The 25,417-nt window shown below is 43.6% G+C and carries 22 protein-coding genes; 6 read left to right on the forward strand and 16 right to left on the reverse strand.

Features of this window, described 5'->3' with window-relative positions:
• Window positions 1–126: 126 nt before the first annotated feature.
• Complete coding sequence (locus tag ACWPOD_RS15735) at window positions 127–567, reverse strand: YcgN family cysteine cluster protein (RefSeq protein ID WP_005384948.1); 441 nt, start codon at window positions 565–567, stop codon at window positions 127–129.
• A gap of 188 nt (window positions 568–755) precedes the next feature.
• On the opposite strand from ACWPOD_RS15735, the gene ACWPOD_RS15740 reads away from it, so the two are divergent.
• Together ACWPOD_RS15740 and ACWPOD_RS15745 are read left to right on the forward strand one after the other, a co-directional pair.
• A complete protein-coding gene (locus ACWPOD_RS15740) occupies window positions 756–1,004 on the forward strand; it encodes a GlsB/YeaQ/YmgE family stress response membrane protein (RefSeq protein ID WP_005397239.1) in 249 nt (82 codons plus the stop codon).
• 126 nt (window positions 1,005–1,130) lie between these two features.
• Window positions 1,131–1,379: a YkgJ family cysteine cluster protein gene (locus tag ACWPOD_RS15745; RefSeq protein ID WP_025574470.1), complete on the forward strand. Its 249-nt coding sequence runs from the start codon at window positions 1,131–1,133 to the stop codon at window positions 1,377–1,379.
• An 18-nt stretch (window positions 1,380–1,397) separates the two neighbouring features.
• Here ACWPOD_RS15745 and ACWPOD_RS15750 read toward each other — a convergent pair whose 3' ends face one another.
• From ACWPOD_RS15750 to ACWPOD_RS15760, 3 genes are read right to left on the reverse strand one after another with little or no spacing between them, the layout of a single operon-like run.
• On the reverse strand, window positions 1,398–2,057 hold the full coding sequence (locus ACWPOD_RS15750; RefSeq protein WP_395203840.1) for a helix-turn-helix transcriptional regulator: 660 nt from the start codon (window positions 2,055–2,057) through the stop codon (window positions 1,398–1,400).
• Between the two features lie 28 nt (window positions 2,058–2,085).
• The gene (locus ACWPOD_RS15755) at window positions 2,086–3,363 is read right to left on the reverse strand and encodes an L-cysteine desulfidase family protein (protein ID WP_258647596.1); all 1,278 of its coding nucleotides are present in this window, start codon (window positions 3,361–3,363) and stop codon (window positions 2,086–2,088) included.
• Between the two features lie 15 nt (window positions 3,364–3,378).
• The gene (locus tag ACWPOD_RS15760; RefSeq protein ID WP_005397224.1) at window positions 3,379–3,759 is read right to left on the reverse strand and encodes a RidA family protein; all 381 of its coding nucleotides are present in this window, start codon (window positions 3,757–3,759) and stop codon (window positions 3,379–3,381) included.
• A gap of 318 nt (window positions 3,760–4,077) precedes the next feature.
• Between ACWPOD_RS15760 and ACWPOD_RS15765 the strand changes: the two genes are divergently transcribed.
• Window positions 4,078–5,337 carry an SLC5/6 family protein gene (locus ACWPOD_RS15765; protein ID WP_031780611.1) on the forward strand — a complete coding sequence of 420 codons (1,260 nt, stop codon included), beginning with the start codon at window positions 4,078–4,080 and terminating at the stop codon, window positions 5,335–5,337.
• A 206-nt stretch (window positions 5,338–5,543) separates the two neighbouring features.
• A complete protein-coding gene (aqpZ, locus tag ACWPOD_RS15770; RefSeq protein ID WP_048625836.1) occupies window positions 5,544–6,242 on the forward strand; it encodes an aquaporin Z in 699 nt (232 codons plus the stop codon).
• Between the two features lie 58 nt (window positions 6,243–6,300).
• Here aqpZ and ACWPOD_RS15775 read toward each other — a convergent pair whose 3' ends face one another.
• Window positions 6,301–13,551: an RHS repeat-associated core domain-containing protein gene (locus ACWPOD_RS15775; protein ID WP_456232050.1), complete on the reverse strand. Its 7,251-nt coding sequence runs from the start codon at window positions 13,549–13,551 to the stop codon at window positions 6,301–6,303.
• Between the two features lie 488 nt (window positions 13,552–14,039).
• Between ACWPOD_RS15775 and ACWPOD_RS15780 the strand changes: the two genes are divergently transcribed.
• Complete coding sequence (locus ACWPOD_RS15780; protein WP_041852910.1) at window positions 14,040–14,402, forward strand: hypothetical protein; 363 nt, start codon at window positions 14,040–14,042, stop codon at window positions 14,400–14,402.
• Between the two features lie 52 nt (window positions 14,403–14,454).
• On the opposite strand, the gene recR is transcribed toward ACWPOD_RS15780, so the two are convergent.
• From recR to ACWPOD_RS15815, 7 genes are all read right to left on the reverse strand, one after another.
• Window positions 14,455–15,054: a recombination mediator RecR gene (recR, locus tag ACWPOD_RS15785; RefSeq protein WP_031780610.1), complete on the reverse strand. Its 600-nt coding sequence runs from the start codon at window positions 15,052–15,054 to the stop codon at window positions 14,455–14,457.
• Between the two features lie 30 nt (window positions 15,055–15,084).
• Window positions 15,085–15,414: a YbaB/EbfC family nucleoid-associated protein gene (locus tag ACWPOD_RS15790; RefSeq protein ID WP_005380618.1), complete on the reverse strand. Its 330-nt coding sequence runs from the start codon at window positions 15,412–15,414 to the stop codon at window positions 15,085–15,087.
• Between the two features lie 82 nt (window positions 15,415–15,496).
• Window positions 15,497–17,602: a DNA polymerase III subunit gamma/tau gene (gene dnaX, locus ACWPOD_RS15795; protein ID WP_456232051.1), complete on the reverse strand. Its 2,106-nt coding sequence runs from the start codon at window positions 17,600–17,602 to the stop codon at window positions 15,497–15,499.
• 8 nt (window positions 17,603–17,610) lie between these two features.
• Window positions 17,611–18,156 carry an adenine phosphoribosyltransferase gene (gene apt, locus ACWPOD_RS15800; RefSeq protein WP_005380615.1) on the reverse strand — a complete coding sequence of 182 codons (546 nt, stop codon included), beginning with the start codon at window positions 18,154–18,156 and terminating at the stop codon, window positions 17,611–17,613.
• 162 nt (window positions 18,157–18,318) lie between these two features.
• Window positions 18,319–18,705 (reverse strand): YbaN family protein, encoded by a 387-nt coding sequence (locus ACWPOD_RS15805; protein ID WP_456232059.1) that lies wholly within the window; start codon window positions 18,703–18,705, stop codon window positions 18,319–18,321.
• A gap of 33 nt (window positions 18,706–18,738) precedes the next feature.
• Complete coding sequence (locus ACWPOD_RS15810; protein ID WP_005380608.1) at window positions 18,739–18,870, reverse strand: hypothetical protein; 132 nt, start codon at window positions 18,868–18,870, stop codon at window positions 18,739–18,741.
• A 224-nt stretch (window positions 18,871–19,094) separates the two neighbouring features.
• Window positions 19,095–20,201 (reverse strand): response regulator, encoded by a 1,107-nt coding sequence (locus tag ACWPOD_RS15815; RefSeq protein ID WP_005397213.1) that lies wholly within the window; start codon window positions 20,199–20,201, stop codon window positions 19,095–19,097.
• A gap of 288 nt (window positions 20,202–20,489) precedes the next feature.
• Here ACWPOD_RS15815 and ACWPOD_RS15820 point away from each other — a divergent pair, with 288 nt between their 5' ends.
• Entirely contained in the window at window positions 20,490–21,365 is an 876-nt protein-coding gene (locus tag ACWPOD_RS15820; protein WP_005397211.1) for a LysR family transcriptional regulator, read from the forward strand.
• Window positions 21,366–21,430: 65 nt separating this feature from the next.
• Here ACWPOD_RS15820 and purF read toward each other — a convergent pair whose 3' ends face one another.
• The 4 genes from purF to folC all read right to left on the reverse strand — a co-directional run bounded on the left by purF (window position 21,431) and on the right by folC (window position 25,399).
• Window positions 21,431–22,945, reverse strand: a complete 1,515-nt coding sequence (gene purF / locus ACWPOD_RS15825; RefSeq protein WP_005397209.1) for an amidophosphoribosyltransferase — start codon at window positions 22,943–22,945, stop codon at window positions 21,431–21,433.
• Window positions 22,946–22,981: 36 nt separating this feature from the next.
• A complete protein-coding gene (locus ACWPOD_RS15830) occupies window positions 22,982–23,473 on the reverse strand; it encodes a CvpA family protein (RefSeq protein ID WP_005380590.1) in 492 nt (163 codons plus the stop codon).
• Between the two features lie 61 nt (window positions 23,474–23,534).
• Entirely contained in the window at window positions 23,535–24,122 is a 588-nt protein-coding gene (locus ACWPOD_RS15835; protein WP_176319619.1) for an SPOR domain-containing protein, read from the reverse strand.
• 14 nt (window positions 24,123–24,136) lie between these two features.
• Entirely contained in the window at window positions 24,137–25,399 is a 1,263-nt protein-coding gene (gene folC / locus ACWPOD_RS15840; protein WP_005397205.1) for a bifunctional tetrahydrofolate synthase/dihydrofolate synthase, read from the reverse strand.
• Between the last annotated feature and the right edge of the window lie 18 nt (window positions 25,400–25,417).

Consider the following 25,417-nt stretch of genomic DNA (forward strand, 5'->3'; position numbering starts at 1 on the left):
TATATACCTAAGTTTACAACACTAAATAATAAACTGAGCAGCATTTCGTTAGTTGGGCGTCAAAGTTGAGAAACCCAATAACAAACAAGCCTTTCATTATTAGATGAAAGGCTTGTGTAAATTTAACTACGGGCGATTGGGGTGATTCAGAATATGGTCTTCCCAATCCACCACATCAATCTCGTATACCACTTTATTGCGGACACTTTCGCCCGCCGCGTGCATCGCAGATTTCGAGCCCGTAATCAACGGATGCCATTCTGGTAAAGGCTGCTTTTCAGCCAACAGGCGGTAAGCGCACGTATGCGGCAGCCAAGTAAAATCGTCGATGTCTTCGCGCGTCAGCTTGGTGCACTCTTCACCCGAAGTAAAACGATTTGGGTAATCCTTACAAGAACACGTTTTGCTATTTAGCCAGCTACAGGCCACATTGGTGTAATAGATTTCATCGGTATCTTCGTCCATTAGCTTATGCAGGCAACATTTACCACAACCATCACAGAGAGATTCCCATTCCTCTTCTGTCATCTGCTCTAACGATTTACTTTGCCAAAATGGAGTGCTCATACTTCAGGTCTCACCAAGGGAATTTAGGGGGCGATTTATACCCCTCTCGACGCAAAAGTTCAAGTTTTGAGAAGATCTCGAATCATTCACACATAACAGTAGAGATATTCAACTACTTTCGCTTTACTGTTCTATCCTTAAACGAGTTTCCATTACTCAATTGATCAAGAAGGCATTAAGGAGTTTTCATGGGTATTATTTCTTGGATTATTTTGGGCTTAATCGCCGGTGCACTCGCAAAATGGCTCATGCCAGGAAAAGATGGGGGTGGCTGGATTGCGACAATGCTACTCGGTATTGCTGGGGCGTTTGTCGGCGGCTTTCTTGGCGGTATTCTGGGTTTCGGCGGGGCAACTGGCGTAAATATCGGTAGCATCATCACCGCAACGCTAGGCGCATTTATTCTGCTGTTTGTTTACAACCGCTTCTTGAGATGATCACAACGGTTTAGAAGCCAAAAGGAGCACTCTATTGAGTGCTCCTTTTTATTTTTTCTTAGGCGACTCTTCCAATCCACGTCAAAATGACCATAATTGCCCCTCAATTTTTAAGAGGTTTACATTATGGATTGTCGACTAGGATGCGGAGCTTGCTGTATTGCGCCAAGTATCTCTTCACCGATACCTGGAATGCCCAAGGGCAAACCAGCAGGTGTTCGTTGCGTACAACTCAACGATGATAATTTGTGTAAGCTGTTTGGTAAGCCTGAGCGCCCTAACGTTTGTCACGATTTTAAACCGTGTCCGGTTGTGTGTGGCAAAACCAACCAAGAAGCGCTCGACAACATCACTGAGCTAGAGCAACTTACTTAATCTATTCAGAGCCCCCGTTTAGTCGTTACCAAGCTCTCGCAAATACAAGTAGATGGTATCGCGCGAAATGCCGAGATGGTTTGCAACCATTAAAACAGCATCTTTGTATTTAAAAATGCCTAAGCCGTGCAGTCGCGTCACCAGTTCACGGTTACGTTTAGAAGGCGCAATGGCTTCATTTTCCCACACTTCTGTTTGCACGGTTTCTATCGTACTGATGATGGTTTCATCGATATTACGCGCAAACGTTTCTGGTGATCGAGCGCCACCAACACAACACTCGGTGTGTTGCTGAGGCAGCATTGCCTTTAAAAACGCCTGCATCGGTGCATCCATATCCACGTTGATACACAGCAAACCAATCGGTTTGTTTTTTGGATTTCTGACAATTGTCGTAATGGAGTGCAAGGTCTTTCCGTTCGACGTTTTCGTCAGGTACGAATCAGAAACGTCCTTGCCCTCTCTTAACTTCATTCTCGCTAAGTTGGTAATTGGGGCACCTTCACTGCGTTCCGTCACGTGCCCATTTGCGATTTTGATGATTTCCGGCGCTTCGGCATCTAAGCTGTGGAGAACCACTTCAGTGTGTTCACCATACATACGTGCAATGCCATCCACGACGTTTTTCATAGAGTTCAAAATATCGAGATCACTCTTGGTGATTTTCTTTAGTAGCAATGTTACTTCCCTTAGCAAAAACTGGAGGTTAGGCCGACATAATATCGATAATAGATTTGTCAGTATACGGCATACCGAAACGAACCATTGAGCCAACATTTCTTATCGTTTGCTCAACTTCTTCGCCTACTATACCTTGATTCTTAACACTGTGGTTACCCATCGCCATCAAATATGAGCGCACCGCCGTTGTCGACGAAGTACACACTTTCATCGCACAAGAGGACTTCGCACCATCGCACACCATGCCTGAACTATCGCTGATGACGTTTTGAATGGCGTAGCATGATTGCTCGAATGTACCACCAGCTAAATACACCAGCGCCATAGATGCCGCCGCACTGGTAACAGTGTTGCCACAAAATGCGGATAACGGTGGGTAATAAGATTTGATGTAAATAGCCCCTAAATGACTCATGATCAACGCGCGAGCCAGCTGTTCTTCGTCGTTTTGAAATGCTTCTGCGGCAACTACAACTGGCATTGTAGCGGCAATACCTTGGTTCCCACTGCCGAAATTGCTCATGGCTGGCAACGTCGCCCCTCCCATGCGAGCATCAGACGCCGCGGATGTCATCATCTGTATACGACTCATTAAGTCATTGCCCAATAAGCCTTGCTCGATGTTGCCTTTTAGCGTGCGTCCAATTTCTAGGCCGTAACCTCGGTCGATACCCTCTTGAGCCAGCAAGGTATTAAGCTCTGCAGCTTGGAGAATAAATTTGATCTCTTCAAAAGGCGCCTGAGTGGCAAACTCATAGATTTGTTTGATCGAAATATCCACACCTTCACAAACAGAAGCGGTTGCAACGCGTTGCTGCGGTGGAGCATCAAAAATCACGTCGCCATTGCGCATGATCTGGATAATGTTGGTGTGACCGCCACTGATCGTGACCGAAACAACATCGTCACCAGAGGTGAGCGTTACGCTGCAATAAATGAATTCTTGCGTATCCATGCGCGCTACAGTTACCCGCTCTTCATCTATCAATTGTTGCGCAGCAGCAACATCCTGCTTATTAATCCGAGCCAACACTTCCAGTTCTGCTGTTGGGTCACCGGCTAATGCACCAACTGAGGCGGCAATTTTGAGGCCTATCTTGCCCGTTCCGGGTACGAAAACACCCATCGAGTTTTTAAATAGGTTGTCTGAAACACGCACCTCTATCGCATCAATATCGGATGCGCCCAACTCTTTTCTAGCAACTGCTGCCGCGTACGCAGCAGCAATGGGTTCTGTACATCCTAATGCAGGTTTCACGACTTGCTTAATGATTTGGATATATTGTGTCCATTGCTGGTTCATGCTCTGTTCTCCGTATTACTTTTTATGAGCAATCGCTTCGACTTCAATTAACACGCCAAGAGGTAAATCTTTCACTGCGAAGCAACTGCGTGCTGGACAATCTTGTTGGAAAAACTCTGCGTAGACCTTGTTAAACTCGGCAAAGTCATTAATATTCGATAGGTAACACGTTGTTTTTAAAACAGTATCGATACTGCCACCACCAGCCTCTAAAACGTGCTTCAAGTTAGTAAGAGATTGATGACTTTGTGCACTGATGCCGCCTTCAACGACTTTTCCTGTTGCCTTATCAACGGGTAATTGGCCAGAAGTAAAAATCAAATCACCATAGCTAGTGCCATGTGAATAAGGTCCGATAGCAGCAGGCGCGTGTTCAGATGAAATCAATTTTTTCATTTTTAAATCCTCACATAAATTTTATTTTTTTATTAAGAAGTTTCTAATTCAACTTCCGTATTAGCGTTATTTTTTCAATTAAATATGAATCAAACAACTAGATTAGATCACAAAACTCGTTAAAAACTCCAATTTATTTGAACTTCCTCGCCAAGATCTCAAATTTATCTGAATTTTCCACAAAAAAATTGGTGATATACATTTTCTCAATTAAATTTGAGAAAAATTCATACTAACAAGAGAAACAATAAAATGAGCGTGACAGCACCTACACAAACCTTACCCATCGGTAAAGAGCCACCGCACGTAAAAGCAGGCATGGCCCTAGATGAGTGGAAAGCCGCGATCAAGTTTGATAGCACAGACTGGGGATGGGTGATCATGAGTATCGGCATGGCAATCGGCGCCGGTATTGTTTTTTTACCAGTAAAAGTTGGCGTATTGGGCCTTTGGGTATTCTTGGCCTCTGCCGTAATCGGCTACCCAGCGATGTACTTGTTCCAACGCCTTTTCATCAACACTCTCTCAAGTTCACCAAAGTGCCAAGATTACGCTGGCGTCATTTCCGGCTACCTTGGTAACAAATGGGGGGCGTTATTAGGTGTGCTCTACTTCATCATGTTGGTGATTTGGGTCTTTGTTTACTCAACAGCTATCAACAATGACTCGGCATCTTTCCTACATAGTTTTGGCATCACGGAAGGTTTATTGTCTGAAAACCCGCTATATGGTCTGGCTTTAGTGTGCGCGCTGGTCGCTATTGCATCTCGTGGTGAAAAGATTTTGTTTAAGGTCAGTACTGGTCTTGTACTGATTAAACTTTGTACCGTTGCATTACTTGGCGTCATGATGATCGAAAAATGGGATGTAGCGAATGTCGGTGCAATTCCAGAAACAGGCGCTGGTTTGAAAGATGCAATTGAGCTACTGCCGTTTACTCTAACGTCTATTCTCTTCATTCAAAGCTTGAGCCCAATGGTGATCTCGTACCGATCAAAAGAAAAATCGATTGAGGTTGCTCGCTTTAAAGCCATGCGCGCAATGAAAATTGCTTTCGGTATCTTGTTTGTGACCGTCTTCTTCTACGCGATTTCCTTTACGCTTGCGATGTCACATGAACAAGCGGTTAAAGCAGCAGAAGAGAACATCTCTGCTCTTGCGATGGTTGCGCAAGGCATGGACGGCACGACGCTAAAACTAATGAGTTTGATGCTGAATATTTTCTCAGTAATGACTGCGTTTTTTGGCGTGTACTTAGGTTTCCGCGATTCTTGCCAAGGTCTAGCGATGCTGGCTCTAAAAAAGGTCATGCCTGAAGATAAGATCAATAAAGACTTAGTCACCAAGGGAATCATTCTCTTTGCGATTCTCATGGCGTGGGGTGCAATTGTATTGAATCTACCAGTTCTGAGCTTCACATCAGTATGTAGCCCTATCTTTGGTTTGATTGGCTGTTTGATTCCAGCTTACCTTGTCTACCAAGTGCCTTCTTTACACAAATACAAAGGCGCGTCGCTTTACTTGATTATTGCGACTGGTATTTTGTTGTGCGTATCACCTTTCGTCGCATTTAGCTAAAACCTACTTTGCCTTGGCTGTTACTCAGGTAGTGATGGCCAAGGCAACCTTAAGATTCAACCTCTCCTCTCCCTGCTTTTCTCTCATCCTTGAGAACTCTTGCCACATACCGTCCCATTTGCAGTCTTTACGCGATCTCCCTCACACTTAATTGACAATTCTCAACTATGTTCAGCGGGTCATTTAAGTAGAAATTAGGAAATAACATGAACAAGTATTTAGCAGAGGCTTTTGGTACGTTCTGGCTAGTATTAGGCGGTTGCGGTAGCGCAGTGTTGGCCGCAGGTTTCCCAGATGTGGGTATTGGTCTGCTGGGCGTTGCTCTGGCCTTTGGTTTAACCGTTTTAACCATGGCATTTGCAATCGGTCATATTTCAGGTTGTCACTTGAACCCGGCAGTGACGGTTGGTCTTTGGGCTGGCGGTCGTTTTGAGACAAAAGACGTTGCGCCTTACATCATCGCACAAGTGCTCGGCGGGCTGATCGCTGGTGGCATTCTTTATGTCATCGCGACAGGACAAGCTGGATTCGATGTTGTGGGTTCTGGTTTTGCCGCCAATGGTTATGGTGAACACTCGCCGGGTCAGTACTCCATGCTCGCTGCGCTAGTTTCTGAAGTTATAATGACGATGATGTTCCTTATCGTAATCATGGGGGCGACAGACAAACGTGCACCTCAAGGTTTTGCACCTATAGCGATTGGTTTGTGTCTGACTCTTATTCACCTGATAAGCATTCCTGTCACAAATACCTCAGTAAACCCGGCTCGTAGTACAGCAGTCGCAATGTATGTGGGTGACTGGGCAGTTTCTCAATTATGGCTGTTCTGGGTTGCACCTATTTTGGGTGGTGTACTTGGTGCAGTCATCTACAAAAACCTTCTTGGTAAAGAATCGAACGATTAATCGTTCTCAACTCCCAAAATCAAAAAAGCCGCTGAATTCAGCGGCTTTTGTCTTTTACCTAATCCCCTAACTGCGAATAAGGATAAATAGGATATGGTGCGACTAGTGCACCACCTGTATATATTGCAGCAGGCAGCATCCCAGAGAAACTATAAGCTTGAAACAAGTGGTTATACATTGTCCCTCCTTCTAACCAAAATCCAGTTATCTGGTCATATCCATGGAAGCCAAACAATCTCGAAACATCAGAGTTAAAGTAATCATGAACTTTAGATACTTTGTTAACGAAACGTCCTATGAGCCCATTCTCATTGTAAAGATGTGCGCCAGAAGCCTCTCGCGCCATACCTCCTTCCGTGAACAAAGTTTGCGTCGGTTTCTCGTTCCACATAGGCTTGCTACCACGAGTACCGTCAGTCAATAGCTCACCATCAACATTGTTCTTACAGACTGAGCCTGAGTTAGCAACTTCACAAGACCTAATCTTATAGCGATCTGTAACATTTTTCATGTACTCAAAGCTAAGCACAACAACTTGTGATAATGCGGCAAATTTTGCACCTTTTTCACATGAACCACCCGCGATCTCACCTGTAGCACAACCACCAGCTGCTGCGACACTTACTTTCGTGGCTGCATGTGCAAATCCTCTCGTTGGCTTAAAGCTATTGTAACCTCCGATAGCGCCTGTAATTGCACCAATCGCAGCCCCTTTGCCAACTCCGTTCCAGCTTTCACTAATGATCCCACCGGTTACAGCCCCACCAGTGGCGCCACCAAGTGCACCGGCAGCAATGGCATTAGTAAGAGACCCTGCAGAGAAGAAACTTGCACCAGCATCGGCTAGCAACACACTGTACGTACCACCACTGGCGACAGTGACGACGATCCCCACAACGATACCGACGATTTCTCTCGAGTAACGAGAGGTGAACTCTCGTACGTCGTTCCATTGACGTTTAAGTTCTTTTTTAATTCTCTTAAAGAAATGGCCAGAAGGATCGTTGTATTTAAGAGGATTATTGAGAACGTAGCTGTATCGATTGAATGATTGACTATTATCAGGAGCTTGTATGTAAACGTCAGCGCTGATAAATCGTGCTAATGTTGCATCATATAAACGACCGTTCATATGGATTAAGTCAACTTCATTAAGCATCTCATGCCCTGTAAATGCACGATTCAACAATACAGGTTGAGGCAACAACACATTGTCAGCTTTCCAAGTAAACGCTCTCTCTTTGCCCCAAGGGTCATATAGCTTACGGTCAACAATATTCCCCCACATATCACTTACCATATCAACCGATTTAAGCGCATCTGTATGGCTATAACGAATTTGGCGATCTACAGATGCATAGCTTCCTTGTCCATCAGTCTTCAATGAGTTCACATTTATAGCGACCAGACCATTCCCAGCATAAATGTACTGAGTTTGTTGAATGTCCCCGGATGCTAGCTCTTTTAACTCGTAGGACTTACCGAGGTACCAAGTTCTGCTTCCATCGCTACTACGCTTGCTGACTCGCTGATTCGACTCATCATATTTAAAGTCAACCCAGCCTTGTTCTTGCTGAATACGTGAAGGCTTGTTGAAGCCTGTCCATTCAATTGTTCTCCCTCCGCCAGATAGCATATTTCCGTTTTCATCGTAGCGATATGTATTATCCCCAGCTTGAGTTACCGCATGCTTGTGTAACGGATCTGCGTAGATATAATGACCAACGTCAGACTTATATTTGATATTGCCATTCGCAGCATAAGACATGGAATACTTTTTGTTAAATAACGGATTCTCAGCATGTGCTGCACCAATACCAGACAAATGGTAGTCTGTTAGTCGGTCTTGATCGTCGTAGTAGAAATTTTCTTGTATATCATTAACAAGATCTCGGCGACTCTGCACATTATCCATTCTGTCGTAGGTGTAATGAACGCCACGCAGCAGCTTGGAACCTTGCCTAGTGTATATATTGAGTAGTTGACCATTACTCTCATGATAATCGAAACTATTAACTAAGCCATTTCCTAAAACCTCTGATGTAATTCGACCTTCGGCGTCCATATCGTTGAGCTTCCAGTACGAAATCCGTCCATCAGCTGGGTTATCATCTTTGAGGGAACGTAGTGCATCTGACTCATTTTCAGATTCCACAGCTAGGTTATTGTACTTCTGTGAAACAAGCTTGACTTGCTTAACTAATTTTACTAGTTGTTCTGCAGCTAAAAGATAGCTATTTACACGTAATTCCGTTGTATCTTGCACATATTCAAGCCTATCTACTTCTTTTGAGAGTGAATTGAGTTCATCAAACATTTGACGCATTCTTTGATCATATAGCGGATCGTCCCTTTCCAAATCAAATGTCGCTAAACTTATACTTCCGCCATCAGAATAGTTGCCGTAGTACGCAGTTTGGTTTTGATTGATCAAACCTGCTTCAAAAGCAGCCCATTCATCAAGGCTTACCTCTCTTAGTAAGTTACCTTCAATCTTAAGATGGAAGTTAGGTTGCTGAACTACAGGTATCAAACCATTTCCAGAGACCACCACTGTCCTTGGGGAAACTTTGAAATAACGCTCGCCATATTCATTTGTGTACATATGTAATGGTCTAGTATGTAGCTCCGCCCTCATTTGGCGCGCAAATGCCTCATTTTCAGCCACTCCGTCAAATGAGATAAGCTGATCTTTAAGCTTCTGATACTCTTCCTTGCGTCGCTTGTAGAAGAATTGCTGCTCTTGTAAATCTTTTACTTTAACTAAATAATCTTTCGCTTTATTTAGGGCTTCATTGATTAGAGGCTCAATCACGTTGCGATATTCAGCTGCAGTGTAATTAACTTGAGCTTGAGAAATATCTCCCCAGACTTCCGTATTAATACCCGTTAAAGCATCTCGGGTGTAGTTTAGAGTAAACTTGTTAGGTCTATGTTCTCGAATTAGTTGCCCGTTAGAGTCATACTCTAAATCTCGTGCGAATGTGTGCTCTGGAGTAATCGTCTCTTCGCGTCTCAGTAAACCCAGACCGTTGTAGAAGTAGTTCTTAACCAGTTCTCCATCTACAGTTGCTTTTAGTAGCCCTCCTAACCAGACGCGTCCATCCACTTTGTCGTAAAACCATGCCTTTGTGGTGATGTGTGTTACTTCTTTCTCACTTTGCTTAACTTTGGATTCTACTTTCTCAGCGACTTTGCGACCTAAGTTGTCGTAAGCGAAATGAGTACTTTGACCTTTAGCATCAGTTTGATTAACGAGTTGACCAAAACCGTCATATTCATAAGTCCACAAACCTAGATCTGGATCATCTACTAAAGATTTATTGCCTTGAATATTGTACTCGGTACGAACTGTTTCTCCTTCTGACGCAATAGCAGATTTCAACATTCCATTGGCATAGAAGTCGTAGATAACTTTGCCACCATTCGGCTCCTGTTTCTCAATCTCCCAACCTAATACGTTGGTAAAAGTTTTAGAAACTCGACCTTTGGCGTCCGTTTTGGTTACTGTGAAAGGACCGTAAGAATAAGAAATCCAGCTGTCTTCTTTACCTGCAGGACCAGGTTCTTTTATCGAAATGACTCTTCCTAATTTGTCGTACTGAGTGACAATATACTGAGGAATATCACCTTGGTAATAAGGTTTTGAAGCAGAGACTAAATTGCCAAATGCATCATAGCCAGAATCAACGAAAACCCACTTACCGTTTACCGATAAAGAGGCTCTTCTCACTTCTCTTTCTAAAAAGTCAAAAAAGCTGATCTTCTTGCCTGAGTTTTTCGATTGATTGATAACACAGTAACTCGCATTGTTAACATTGAATAAGCAACGACTGTCTCCCGCAGGAAAGCGACTGATCTCAGATTTTACAGAAGTGTTTACAACAGACACCTCGGCTTCTCTACCAAAACCATCGAGTTTTGTCGAAGTAGAAAGACCGTTTTCATCAACTTTTACAATTAGCCCTGACAATAGATCAACAGTTTGAGACGAGACGTGTCCTGCAGGGTTTGTCACCTCGGTTACAACACTATTCCCTACGTAGGAATGTTTAAAGGAAGTAGAGCGAGTTTCTAATCTCCCCCCGTTAGTCGCAGTAACGCTTTCTTTAGTAACAATACCGTTTCCATCTCGCTCTTTGATGGTAACCATGGAATATGGCGTATTTGGTAGCGTCGTGTGCTCACGCAACAAACCGGTTTCATTGTCATATTTAAAAGTAGCCTCTTGAGAGATCCTGCTACCATCGCTGTGAATGTAAGTTGTTTTAGTCGAATCGAGCAACCCGATTAACCAAGAATCTACCTTATTTACATACGCGTTTTGGGTAATTTCAACAAACGTGTCACTATAACCGGTGACCGGATTAAGTCCGGTTGTTGTCGTTGTAATTTTACCAACATTCAGAAATGTATCGACATCACTCTGCTCTACGGTAACTGTACTAAGAAGTTCACCACTTTCAGAGTATTGGTAGTCCTTTCGTTCTGAGGTATAAAATGCAAAGGTGTTACCGACTGTTGGAGTTTCAACCCATTCGACGATTTCATCGTATTCTGTAGCTGTGATCGCCTTCACGAATCGAGCTTGACCAGATAATGCAGATAGCTCGCGATTCAAATCATCCGATACTGGCGTCATGAGCCACACTGGTATTTGATCTTCTAGTACCGTTGTTCGCTCCTCAACCAAAGAAAACTCTGTGGCAGGAATCATGATTGGCATCAGTGTTGAACCGCCAACAGGAACAAATTTGTCAGCGCTTGCTGCGTATTTTTGATCTTTGTATTCGATAAGCTTATAACCCTTTAAATGCTTATCTGCTGCAGAAGACAGCTGTTGGAAACTTTTAACGATTTGCGTAGCACTGAACTCTTTTTTTAGCGTCTTAAATTCAAATTCAGATTCGGAACTTTTACTAAGCTCTCTAAAGTTCCAAAAGTCATTCGATCTACAATCACCGCAACCATTTAACCACTTTTGTCCATTCGCAAAATAGTCGGTTTGCTTTTTCAATGTGCCTGAGTAAGGAAATTCTGTATTAAATTGAAACTCTTGGTTGAGAGTGTTTTTTTCATTAACAAAGCTTCGCTGTCGAATCCATTCGAAACCATTGTGTTTTAGACCATCTTTAGAGCGCTTTGCAGGACCATATTGGAATAAGTAGTTATTTTTTCCATGTCCGTTGTCGGTCTCAAGACGATAAGCTACAGGGAAAGAGCCTGGTAAGTTAAAAAGACCAGAATCATCAGACTTAAAAGAGTCAGAAGGCGTGTGATTACCGTATGGGCCAAACCATACTGAAGAAATATGTCCTAGACCATTTGTCACTTTTTCAAGCAATAATGGAGAATGGTTGCTCTGAGCAGTGGTTTGACATTCTAGACGGTTAGATCTCTTCTTACAGAGCTCAAACTTACCATCTTGGTTCAAATCAATGAATGAGTTAAAACCAGTCCCCCAATTATCAACATCAAATTCATATTGGTACTTATAAGCGTTGACACATTGGACCTTGTTACCGACGCCACGGCAGAAATCTATAACACCATCCTGATCCAAATCGAGCCACCAACGTTTATCTACGCTCCCGAGCTCGCCTGTCCAATCATCACTTTTAACAAACTCTATATCGTCTTCGAATTTATGCAACGAACCAAGAGAGCCAAGAGAACAAGTTAGATTAACTGTTTTGCTAGCATCGTTATCCGTCATGCGACAAAAGTCGATGGCATTATCGCCATTCAAATCCACCCACCAACGGGAATCTGGCTGACCTACAGAACTAATTGGAAAACTAATATTTTTTTGAACTAGATATTTACCCGAAAAAGACGTGCACTTAATCGTTTGCCCTTCGACAGAACAAAGTTCACTACCACCATCGCCATTTATATCGGTCCAATAAGTGTCTTTAATTTGCCCCCATTCTATGCCACGAACGTGTACTGAATCAGACCACTCGCCATCTTCTTTGGGTTCACTGCATAAAAGTTCATCACCTATACGACGACAGTACTCTGGTACGCCATTACCATCCATGTCCCTCCACCAACGGAAGTCCTTCATCCCGGAGTTCAACACAATCCAAGAAAGTTGTGTCGTTGTATTATTTGAATGAAAAGCATCACAAAGTAATTTGCCATCATCTATACGACAAAACTCTGTTTTACTATCACCATTTATATCTAACCACCAATGGCTATGAGCGTCTCCCCACTGACTTATATTGTAGGTGCGAGCGACACTAGATTGAGACACATCCATGTGGCAAGTAAATCCATGGGCATCAGTCTTACAGAAGTCACCTACGCTATTCCCATCAATATCAACCCACCAACTTCTATTAGCATTTCCCCAATCACTAGGGATAGTGTTTTTCCCCCAATGACCTAAGTCAATATTAGCGATTTTCTCATCAAAGAATATCTGGCCTTTCATTGGGCTTTTATGTTCCTTCCAATCAAATTGAGTGGCAGGTAAACAATCATCCTTCGCATCGCAATATGTAATACTATCAATAAAGGAGGCACCAAGACCTTCGATTACCTCCTTATAACCCAGTCGGTAATAATTTTTTATTTTATTGTTTATACTTATATCAATTCTTGTCAGCTTTGATTCATACCTATGAACATTTCCGTCTATCTTATAATGTTTTGTAGGAATACCACTATTGATAGGAAGATAATTAAAGACAACACTGAAAGAATCGTAATGTATCGATGATATCTGGCCTAAATTATCATAGTTATAAGAGATACTCTCTGAACTTGGGTTGCTTTTATAGGAGCTCAACAACCAACTCTTCGAAAGGTTATTATAATGATATTCTTCAACAGCACCGCTTTTATCATGCTTAATGAAGTAACTTGATGCTGCATTTGAATCACCATTCAGAATAATTTTTGACTGGTTATCTACGTGTAAACGGTATTCAGAGCCATCTTTGCCAGTTACACCTTTTTCACCAATTAAACGCGTGCCATTTAAGCAAAAATTATCAGTAAAACTATAAGTCACTGAGCTTACTTGCCCTTCAATCGCTTGATGGTCACCACACCTTTTTATGGCAGACAGGCCGCTAAGCGAGAAGCCGCCCCCTAGTTCAGACCTTACGGGCCCAGAGCTTGAGTAGCTTAGCGCTAGATTAGGAGCTATACCCCCTTTCCCAGCTGGTAGTGTTATCGGTATTTGATAATATGCGACACCCTTGTCGATCGATAGCTCTCCGGGCAAAGTACCGATCGTTTGTGCTATTGCAGGAATAGACAACCCCGCAAAGATTACACCTAGCCAATTTTTCATTTAACTGCCTTTCAATTAGATAGTTCTGATATTTGATTTTCTAAATTAGTAATTCTTTTATTTATATTTTCGGACTGTTCTTCTGAATCACCTTCCAAAATCCGACTCTTTAACAGTTCAGTTCTCAGCATTTTTATAGAGTTATCATACTTTGAAAAGCTAGTTACATTCAAAGTATCCATCTTCTTATTTTCCTTTAGATTTTCATCATTATTCTTATATGAGAAGTTGAGCCTAAAAACGTAGCCAACAGTCGCAATAATTATGACCAACAAAAATGCACACAAGGATAACTTGGTTTTAACAGGCATGTATATGACACTAAATTGACAAAACCAGGCAATATAATAAAAAAAACCAAACTTCATATATCAAAAACAAAAATGCGTGATAGACATCACAAACAAATTAATATCTTAATATTTAAGTTTATTAATAATATTCAGTGAATATTATAGCTAAAATCTAATATCAACATGGCTAGAAAGATGAAAAAAAAACTAATTGGCATACTCACTATTCTATTATCGTTTAGCTCACTTGCTGAAACTAATGCTGGCTCAGGGCAGAAGTGGTATGGACCATTCACGATTGATAAGGTAGCTCGTTACTGGGATGGTGGACACAAGATGTCAGTTCATGTTAATGAAACACCAGAGACTCCCTGTGAAGTGTCGAATAGCGAGAAGAAGTTTACTTATCTACCAGATAGCCAACCGACCTCTATGGACTTATTCTCAGCTGTAGCAACTGCTCAAGCTCAAAACAAAAAGGTTATGCTTCTTATTGATAAAAGTTGTCATAATGTTTTGGGACTGAACGTTCATGGTGTAGAAATACTAAGCAACTAACTTACCCCAAACTCCCAAAATCAAAAAAGCCGCTGAATTCAGCGGCTATTTATTAAATTCTGTGTCGACCTAACAGCGAGTGTGACAACGTCGTGCCATCGACAAGCTCAAGTTCTCCACCGACAGGCACACCATGCGCGATGCGGCTGGCATCAACTTGGTGTTCTTTACATAGCTCTGCGATGTAATGTGCAGTGGCTTCGCCTTCAACCGTCGGGTTTGTTGCTAAAATCACTTCGGCTATATCACCGCGACGTAAGCGGTAATCAAGCACATCCAGTCCAATATCACTTGGACCAATACCGTCTAGTGGTGACAAATGTCCCATAAGAACAAAGTATCGACCAGAATACTGGCCCGTTGCTTCGACTGCAGCAATGTCTGCCGGGCTTTCTACCACACAAATTTGACCATTTTCTTGGCGTTTTGGGTTAGTACAAATATGACAGACTTCTTCTTCGGTGAAGGTTCGACACTCAGTACAATGACCGATTTCTGTCATTGCCTGGCTAAGCGCATCTGCAAGTTGCAAACCGCCTTTTCTATCGCGCTGTAACAAATGAAAGGCCATACGCTGCGCCGACTTGGGGCCAACCCCAGGTAGACAACGTAAGGCCTCCATCAATTGCTCCAGCATATGACTGGTACGCATTAAAAGTCCGCTTAATTAAATATCAGCAGATTAGAATGGCATTTTCATACCTGGTGGTAGTTGCATACCGCCAGTTACAGAAGCCATTTTCTCTTTTTGAGTTTCTTCAACACGACGAGCCGCATCGTTGAACGCCGCAGCGATCAAATCTTCAAGCATTTCTTTGTCGTCTTCCATCAAACTTTCATCGATGTCAACACGACGTACGCTGTGACTACCAGTGATAGTAACTTTAACTAGGCCAGCACCAGACTCGCCAGTTACTTCCATATTCGCGATTTCTTCTTGAAGCTTTTGCATGCGATCTTGCATTTGCTGGGCTTGCTTCATTAGGTTGCCCATACCGCCTTTACCAAACATGTTTATCTCTCTGGTTTAATGAGGTGTTGCATCAATTAATGGGGTTATACCTTTGGGTTTTCAACCCCATTCCATTCGATTATTAGATAGGGCGCACACTATCTTTATCAAGCTCTGCAGCAAAACGACGTTCAATAAATTGAACATTTGGATCGTTTTCTAAACTATTCAGAGCTTGCTGTAATTTCTCTTGATAGAGCCTATCTCTAAGTTCAAGTGGTGTTTCTCCACTCTCCCCTATTTCGATGCTCATGTGGCACTCTTCACCTAACACGGTATTAAGTGCTTTAAGCAATTCGGCTTGAGCTCTATCAGTATTCAAATGAGCTTGGCTGCTTCTCAATAGTAACGAAACGGTTGTTCCTTCCTTACTATAATGAGAGTTTAGCGCAAGTTGCTCTACCAGCTTAGGGATCTCCATTAAGCTGATTAGCTTCGCCCATTCATTATGTTCTAACGATTCATCGATGAGCTTTTGTGCCATTTCAGGCGTTTTCTCATGCTCAAGTGCCTGCTTGAGCTGCGTAGGTGTCAGTTTTGTATTCACTTTTGTCTCAACAGGCTTGCTTGGACGCCAGCGATACGCTTCCTCAACTTGTGGCTCCGTCGACTTCGGAGCTGAGTTTGGCGACACCTGCGCGGAATTGCCATGCAATTGCGCTACTCGGTCGATAACCGATTCTGGTTGTGCAGATGCCGCTTTAGGCTTTTTTGAGCCACCATTTTGAGGAGTGTTCTGTTGTAGGCCTTGACGCTGAGAACGTAATTGGTGACGTAAACCGCTTAGACCACCGCGCGCCGGTGTTGAAACGCTCTCTTGCACTTGTTGAGGTGGCGTTTCATGCTGCGGCGCTGGGTTTTCGCTCATCGGCGGCGCCATATCATACTGTGGCGGAACCGTCTCATATCCACTCGCGTGATACTCAGGTTGTGAATTGGATGAAGGTTGAGGCGCCACTTGTGGTGTGCTTTGCGCTGGACTCGGCTGCTGAGTTCGAGGAGCAGCTACTGTCTGAGCTGGTGCAGTCTTTGGCTGACTGGCACTTTGAGCTGGGGCTGAAGCTGGTTCGCAGTTACTAGAAACAACATTTGCCCCACTGTTATTTGATGGGCGGAACGCCATCATACGCAGCACAATCATTTCCAGACCGACTCGCCCATTTGGCGAGAGAGTCAAATCTTCACGACCTTTCAATGCAATTTGGTAGTAAAGCTGAACGTCTTGCGGACTTAGTGCTTTACTCAACAACTCTATTTTTTCTGCATCTGGCTGCGCTCGGTCTAGCGACGCTGGCAGCGCTTGATACATCGCAATTCGATGAAGCTGTGTTGCGACTTGCTGCAACAAACCATCCCACTCAACACCATTTGCTGCTAATTGCTGGATTTTATCCATGGCTTGTTGAGGTTGCTTGCTGCTGATTGACTCCAGTAAGTGAATCGCTTGGTCGGTATCAATCGTCCCCAACATGTGGCTGACAATATCGGTTTGCACCGCACCGTTACCTAACGCAATTGCTTGATCGGTCAAGCTGAGAGCATCACGCATACTGCCATCTGCAGCATGTGAAATCATACCCAGTGCTTTTGGTTCTGCCGATACTTGCTCTTGACCCAAAATGTAGTCAAGTTGCTGATGAACATCATCAACGCTGATCGGTTTGAGATGGAACTGTAGACAACGCGACAATATAGTAACTGGCAGCTTTTGTGGATCGGTTGTCGCGAGTAAGAACTTCACATACTCTGGCGGCTCTTCCAGGGTTTTCAACAACGCATTGAAAGAGTGACGCGATAGCATGTGTACCTCATCGATGAGGTACACTTTAAAACGTCCACGAGCAGGTTTGTATTGAACGTTGTCTAACAGTTCGCGAGTGTCTTCAACTTTAGTACGTGATGCCGCATCGATTTCAAGAAGATCGACAAAGCGACCTTCATCAATTTCACGACAAGTATCGCACTTACCACAAGGTGTCGCGGTAATACCGGTTTCGCAGTTCAAGCCTTTGGCAAACAACCTACCGATACTCGTTTTACCCACACCACGAGTCCCGCTGAACAGATAAGCATGGTGTAAACGGTTTTGCGCCAGTGCGTTTTCCAACGCCGTCAGGACATGTTTTTGTCCGACAACTTGGTCAAACTGATTAGGACGCCATTTTCGCGCTAAAGCTAAATAACTCATTGAATGTATTAATGTCCTTCAAAATCGCAAATGCTGTATACGTTTAGACCTAGTGCTTCTAAACGTTTATCACCACCGATTTCTGGTAGGTTGATAACGAACGCAGCGTGCTCAACTTCACCGCCCAGTTGGCGAATCAGCTTAGTCGTCGCTTCAATAGTACCGCCCGTTGCCAATAAATCGTCGACAACCAGTACTTTGTCACCTTCAACGATGGCATCTGTATGGATTTCTAGTGTATCAACGCCGTATTCAAGCTCATAAGATTGAGCAACAGTAGGACGTGGTAGCTTGCCTGGTTTACGCACTGGTACAAAACCAACACCTAGCTCAAGCGCTAAAGGCGCACCAAATAAAAAGCCACGAGCTTCCGTACCCACAACCTTGGTAAAGCCCATATCTTTGTAACGTTCAACAAGTAAGTTGATCGTTGCTTGGTATGCTTTTGCGTCTTCAAGAAGGCTCGTCACATCACGAAATAGAATGCCTGGCTTTGGGTAGTCTTGGATGCTTTTGATGCTAGATTTGATCAGTGAAATTGTTTCTGTAGTCATAATACCGATTTACTTAGATTGGCTCATCGCCCTCTCTAATCGCAGTATCACGAGGGCAACGAACAATAGGTTTTCACCACTATGTGCTTATTTTCGTAAGAGTCACAGGCGCTGAAAATACAAACGCCCACTCGAAGAGCGGGCACACTATTCTCTACAATCTTAGTGATTTTCTTCTCTGTCAGCAACCAACTCAATCACAGGCAGACGCATAAACCAGCCGAGTAAAACGATTAGCATCACTAAAAGACCAGTTTTCACCCAAACAAGGGGAACAACAACGATTGAAACCATGAAACTAAGTGCAATAAAAATGACGCCGCGCTGTTTTACTTTTGAAGTAACAGCCCGGTGCTTATGCCAATTATCGAGAATCGGCCCAAACGTTTTGTGGTTATGTAGCCAATGATGAAATGCGGGGCTACCACGCATAAAACATGCACTAGCAAGTAGAATGAAAGGAGTGGTGGGTAAAAGCGGAAGGGCTATGCCGGCAATGCCGAGCACAATACAGAGTCCACCAACGGTATTGAAAAAGTAACGCTTAATACGAATGGTGAACTCCGGTACAAAATAGCTAGATTAAAAGCCTGCGTAACCATTCATTACACGAAGCCAGGTTAGCGTTGCAGGTAGTGTTGGAATTAAAAGTACTGCAATGAAACCTAAAAAGTAAAAAATATTATAAGGCTCTTTAAAATCTTTGTCTGCCATGATGTATCTTCTCACTAGTTGACTTTGCTTCTCCCAAGGCACAGCGTTAAATTATCGTTGCACAAATGGGTCATTATTGTTTTAGGCGTTGACTATACCTTAAACAGCCAAATCTAAATACCAGCAAAAAGTAAGGTTATTGTTCGGGCATTTGTTGTTTTTTGTGGTTCTAAAAAGACAATAAGCAGCGCCGAGACGCTGCTTATTGTGTTATGAAGTCAGAATTATACCAGTCTTGATTTCCGGGCAATATTTAAGCTAAAACTTGAAGAGCCTAAACAACCGATGGATAACTGACCAGCAACACCTAGCGGTAAATCTCGGGTTATGAAGTTTTTCATACTTCCTGCCCCTAAACAATTACCTGCCGCGATATGTTGATTAGTATTTCCGTCAGACCAATGGCTATCTAAACCCGCAGGCAGGATAGAAACGGAGGACGAAGCCAGATCAGCGACACCAAATACAGCATTAACCGCACCAGCGCACTCTGAACACTCGATTCCTTTTTCAATGATCCCTACCATATCCTTCAGATCAGCACTGAAACTCTTCAAATTACGCAGGTAATCGTCAAACAAAGCCCTAACAAGCAATGTCGTCGCGACACCATCATTACTCTGGGAAGCAGAGTCAACGAGATAGAACGCAAATTGCCCGTTCATTAACCAACGATAATCGAACACCAGTGGCATAACGTCCGTCGATTGCAATAAACGGTATGAGCAGCGCCAATCACCTTGAGAAGCATCTTTCTCTGGCAATAAAGCATGCAGTAAATCTCTTGCAGCACTCGGGTTCTGCTGCAAATACTCTAGATGCCAGTGAAGCTCTTGCTCATCTGGGATTTCGCCACCGTCATCGACTCGGAACCACTGACTTGAAAAGTCTCGCTGTTCGGAGAAATGGCTATCGGTATCTTCGAGCGTATTGTCTATCGCCTGAGATAGGTGCTCATAATTACCTATCGGTTTAGGAAGAAAATCTTTAATACCAAATCGCAACGCTTTCGCGACATCGGACATTTCATCCGTGCCGGATACCACGATAAGCGGCAAGTATGGATATTCAAGACTGACTTCTTCGACGAATTCAATGCCATCTAACACCGGCATCGATAAATCACACAAGATAAGATCGGGTTGGCATTCCCTGAGTTGTTGAAGCGCCTCTAGGCCGTTTTCAGCTTCTACTACTTTAAAACCCTGACTTTCTAAATAAGCATTGGTTACTTTACGAAATATTGGATCATCATCCACCAACATAATTAGTTTTTGATTAACCACTTCCTGTGCCGAGACCATTGCCGTTTGACTGTGAGTCTTAAACATACCTTTACACCTCACAAAGCTAAGTCAAAAAACAGATTTATTATTAAGTCATTATTTTTGTTGTGTTTACATCCGGCGAAACGTTGCGCAGCAAGACTTGAGGCCGTTCCACCTTGTTATAAAACGTAGCTTGAAAACGGCGTTTATACAAATATTACGGGGTATAACAGTATTTACTCAAACAGGGTTGCTGTGTTCAAATGATGCAACATGTTGACTTAAAGCAAGCTTTGATCACAAAGTTAATTATAAATTAGCCGTAATCGGTAATTTAATGTGTCTGGAAATATGAAATTAGATGACTTAAACCTGTTTCGACTGGTTGTCGAAAATGGGAGCTACACCGCAACTTCGCGAAAAACCATGATCCCGGTTGCGACCATCACCCGACGCATTCAAGCGCTAGAAGACTCTGTCAATCTTCGACTGTTGAACCGTCACGCTCGCAAACTCTCGCTTACAGAAGCCGGGGAACGTTTTTACCATGAGTGCTCTCCTTTGCTACAAAGGCTAACCACGGCAGCAGAGGAAATCACTGACGACTGCCGAGGAGCATCAGGCAAGATTAAGATATCGGCGCCTTATAACTTAACTAAGCGCATGATGATGCCGATGTTCAACAGCTTTATGAAGCAGTATCCGGACATCAATATCGAACTAACGACAGAAAATAATGCAGACAAGCTTGACCCAACTGAATGGGATGTCATTTTTCGAGTGGGGCCCCAACGTGATTCTAGCCTGATCGCACGTAAGATTGGCGAAGTGAAGGATATTCTTGTCGCAAGTCCTGACTACCTTGCCTCGAATCCGGCACCAAACCACGCAGAAGAGCTCTCTAACCATTCATTGCTAAAAGGCTACCCTCTTATCAAGTGGACCTTAATTAATAGCAAAGGCGAGTCTGTAGTAAACGTTGATCGTGGTCGCTTTCAGGCGAATGCACTAAATGTAGTACGCAGTGCTTGTTCCGAAGGTTTAGGCATCACGCTAATGCCAGATGTCATGATCAAAGAATACATCGAAAGCGGCGATTTGGTACGCATACTGCCAGATTGGAGTGCAAACCCGCGCGACATTTATATGCTTTACAACCACAAAGATCACCTGCCAGAGAAAGTTCGTCTCTTTATCGACTTTGTGATCGCTTACAACATTCACTAATTCGATAGCGAATACAAAAAACCAGAGCCGGAGCTCTGGTTTTTTTACGCCTCAAGAAACGCCTATTATGCGCCTTCGTTATGCAGCTCTAGGTTTGCTAAATCCTGTTGGATTTCAAGTTGTGTTTTCGCATCATCGTTACGAAGACCATCTAAGAAGTCTAGGTATTGTTGGTCAATATCACCCGTTACGTATTCGCCGTTAAACACGGATGTATCGAACTGAGTAATATCTTGGTTTCCAAGGCCGACAGCCTCAACCAAGTCTTCTAGACGTTGATAAATCAATGCATCAGCACCAATCTGCTTACAAATTGTATCGTTGTCGCGGCCATGAGCAATAAGCTCGGTAGCACTTGGCATATCAATGCCGTACACGTTCGGGAATCGAACTTCTGGTGCTGCTGATACCATGTACACTTTCTTCGCACCAGAATCACGTGCCATTTCGATGATTTGTTCTGACGTAGTACCGCGAACGATAGAGTCGTCCACCAGCAACACATTCTTATCTTTGAACTCCGAACGAATTGCATTCAACTTGCGACGTACAGATTTCTTACGTTGTTGCTGACCAGGCATGATAAACGTACGTCCCACGTAACGGTTTTTCACGAAGCCTTGGCGGTAAGGGATATCGATCGCTTGAGCGATTTGAAGTGCGATATCGCACGACGTTTCAGGGATAGGAATAACGACATCAATATCAAGATTTGCGTAGTCTTCACGAATACGTTCGCCTAGCTTTTTACCCATTTCAACGCGAGCACTGTATACCGAAATTTTATCGATGAACGAGTCTGGACGAGCAAAATACACGAACTCAAAAATACAAGGGTTCAGCTTAGGATTGTCTGCACACTGTTTCGTGTACAGTTCACCGTCAAACGTTGCGTAGATCGCCTCACCAGGTGCAACATCACGAACAAAATCAAAACCGACGGCATCCAATGCTACCGATTCAGACGCAACCATGTACTCCGCTCTGCCATTAACTTCACGCTTACCTAAACATAGGGGGCGAATACCGTGTGGGTCACGAAACGCAATCATACCATGACCGATAATCATGGCAGTCACAGCGTAAGCACCACGAATTGTGCGATGCACATTGGTGACTGCGCGGAATACGTCTTCTGTCGTGACATTTCCTTTTACTGAGTCAATTTCGTGTGCCAGTACATTTAGTAATACTTCGGAGTCTGAAGTGGTATTGATATGACGGCGATCTTTTTCAAACAGCTTTTGACGAACTTCGTTAGCGTTGGTCAAGTTGCCATTGTGGGCAAGTGTAATACCGAAAGGAGAGTTTACGTAGAAAGGTTGAGCTTCTGAAGCGCTTGAGCTGCCTGCTGTTGGGTAACGAACATGACCAATTCCGACCTCGCCTTGCAGGCGCTGCATATGTCTTGCTTCAAATACATCCTTGACTAAACCGTTCGCCTTGCGCAGACGAAAACGATTGCTTTCTATGGTACAAATACCAGCGGCATCTTGGCCACGATGCTGTAACACCGTTAACGCGTCATAAATAGACTGGTTTACAGGCGTTGTGCCCACGATTCCAACAATACCACACATGTCCTAATCCTCGATTTGCGACAGTAGCTGGCACTACTAGATAGTGCCAGACAGAAAACTTGATGTTGCTTGTAAATGCTCGAAGAATGGGGCGATGATACGGCTGAACTCAGGGATCAACTGTGAATCTTTCCACCAATCCGAGCTTGGGAATGCAGTAAACGCATCCATAAAAAACAGCACCGCAGAAACAATTAAGACTCCGCGTAGACCACCAAATACAATCCCAAGAATTCGATCCGTACCTGATAGCCCTGTTTTTTGTACCAGTTGACCAATGACGTAATTCACCACTGCACCAACTACCAAGGTCGCGACAAATAAAGCCGCAATCGCCGCTCCGTTACGAAACATGTCATCTTCGATGTTGGTGAAGTACACCGCCAATTTGGCGTAGTAGTTGCTGGAGATAAAAAACGCTCCAAACCAAATCACCAAAGACAAAGCTTCTTTAGCAAAACCGCGAACTAAACTGATCAGAGCTGAAAATCCGATCACACCTAAAATGATAAAATCTATCCAATTCATGTTTTCTTCATCTTAAGTTGGCGCGCATTTTAACAGAAAAAATGCTGACGCAAACGTTTTCTTATGGATTTAATGGCTTAAATTTAAGCAATTGACCTTTTGAGCCTGTAATTTTTTGTAATTCCTTGACTTGTCGTTCAAGTTTACTTTTTGACACATCAGGACCAACAATCACTCTCGTAAACTCGTTTTCTTTCTTTGTATGAGCTTGATAGCCACGCTTTTGCAAATCAGCGACAAGCGCGACCGCATTTTCGTGATTCTTAAGCGCCATCAACTGAATGATCCAAGCAGAATCTTCATATTGATTTTTTTCTTGCACAGGACGAGCGGCCACCTCAACTTGCTCTGGCTGTTTGATGACCTCTGGTTTAGGCGTTGGGTCAGGCTCAGAAGCAGGCACTTGGGCGCCCTCTTGCTCCTGCACCACCGCTTCAACTGGAGAGTCCGGTAACGCTATGTCGTCTTCCACTGGCTCTAATATTTCGAAGTTTTCCACATCACTATCAAGTTCAGGTTTGATAGGAATACTGGCAAATTCTTCTTTGTAGTGCAGTTTCTTACCATCTAGCACATCGGGAAGAACAATCACTCCGACTGCGACTAGAATGATGGTGCCGACTAAACGACTTTGGAATTTACTTGCCATCAAAATACCTTTACTTATTTATTATTTGATTGCCAATGTTCCAATACCTCTCCGACGGTATGGAATGAGCCAACCACCAGAATAACGTCTCCTGTCTTTGCGTGGCTTCTCGCACTCTCGAAGGCGTCAACAGGGTTTTCAAAATGAACTTGCCCATCAGGTAAGTATTGGCACAATTCATCAGCTGTCGCCGCTCTCGGTCCAGTAAGCGACGCTGGATACCATTGTGTTGCAACTGGAGTTAGCGCTTCAATGGTTGCTTTAATGTCTTTGTCATGCAGCATTGCAACCACAATATGGATATTCTTACCCAGATATTGTTGCTTCACTCTCTCTACCAAATACTCAGCAGAGTGCGGGTTATGAGCGACATCAAGGACTATTTCAGGTTCGTGATGCAGTACCTGCATACGCCCTGCCAGGCGAGCATTATTCAAGCCATTGACAATGTTTATGTCAGTGATTTGCAATTCCGATGCTCCCAACGCCATCAATGCTGTTGCCGCGTTTTGTAGCGGTAACGATGGGACAGGTAAATCCTCTAACGCAAATGCGCCACTGCTCCACTTCCAACCATTATTAGTTAGTTGGTAATCATACTGAATACCAACTTGGAAGAACTCAGAGCCAATATCGTCAGCATGAGCTGCCACGGTCGCCGGTGGCGTTGGTTGACCACAAATTGCTGGCTTCCCTGGACGGTAAATGCCTGCCTTTTCAAAACCAATGACATTGATGTCATCACCAAGCCAATCCACATGATCGATCGCTAAGCTCGTAATAACAGAAACATCATGGTCAACAACGTTGGTGGCGTCTAGACGGCCGCCAAGTCCTACTTCAAGCAACACAACGTCGACTTTCTCTGCTTGGAAAATACGTAGCGCAGCAAGCGTACCGAATTCAAAGAGGCTAAGGCTGATATCACCACGCTGCTTTTCTACATAGTCGAATGCTTCACAGTGCTTTGCATCTACAACGTCGACGCCATTAATGCGTACACGCTCGTTGTAACGAATCAGGTGCGGAGAGCTGTAAACACCGACTGAATAGCCAGCATCGAGTAAAATGGCTTCCATTAACGCACACGTTGAGCCTTTGCCATTGGTGCCGGCAACGGTGATTACGGTTGGAGCTGGTTTGGTAAGATTGGCTTTGTTTGCTACCGCTTGGACACGGTCTAAGCCTAGATCAATTGCTGAGGAATGAATATTTGCTAAATAATCAAGCCACATCTCTAATGAAGATGTGGCTTGAGGAATTGGGTTTTGGGTCATCTAACTTTAACCATTAAA

Source organism: Vibrio sp. JZG120 (assembly GCF_053890955.1).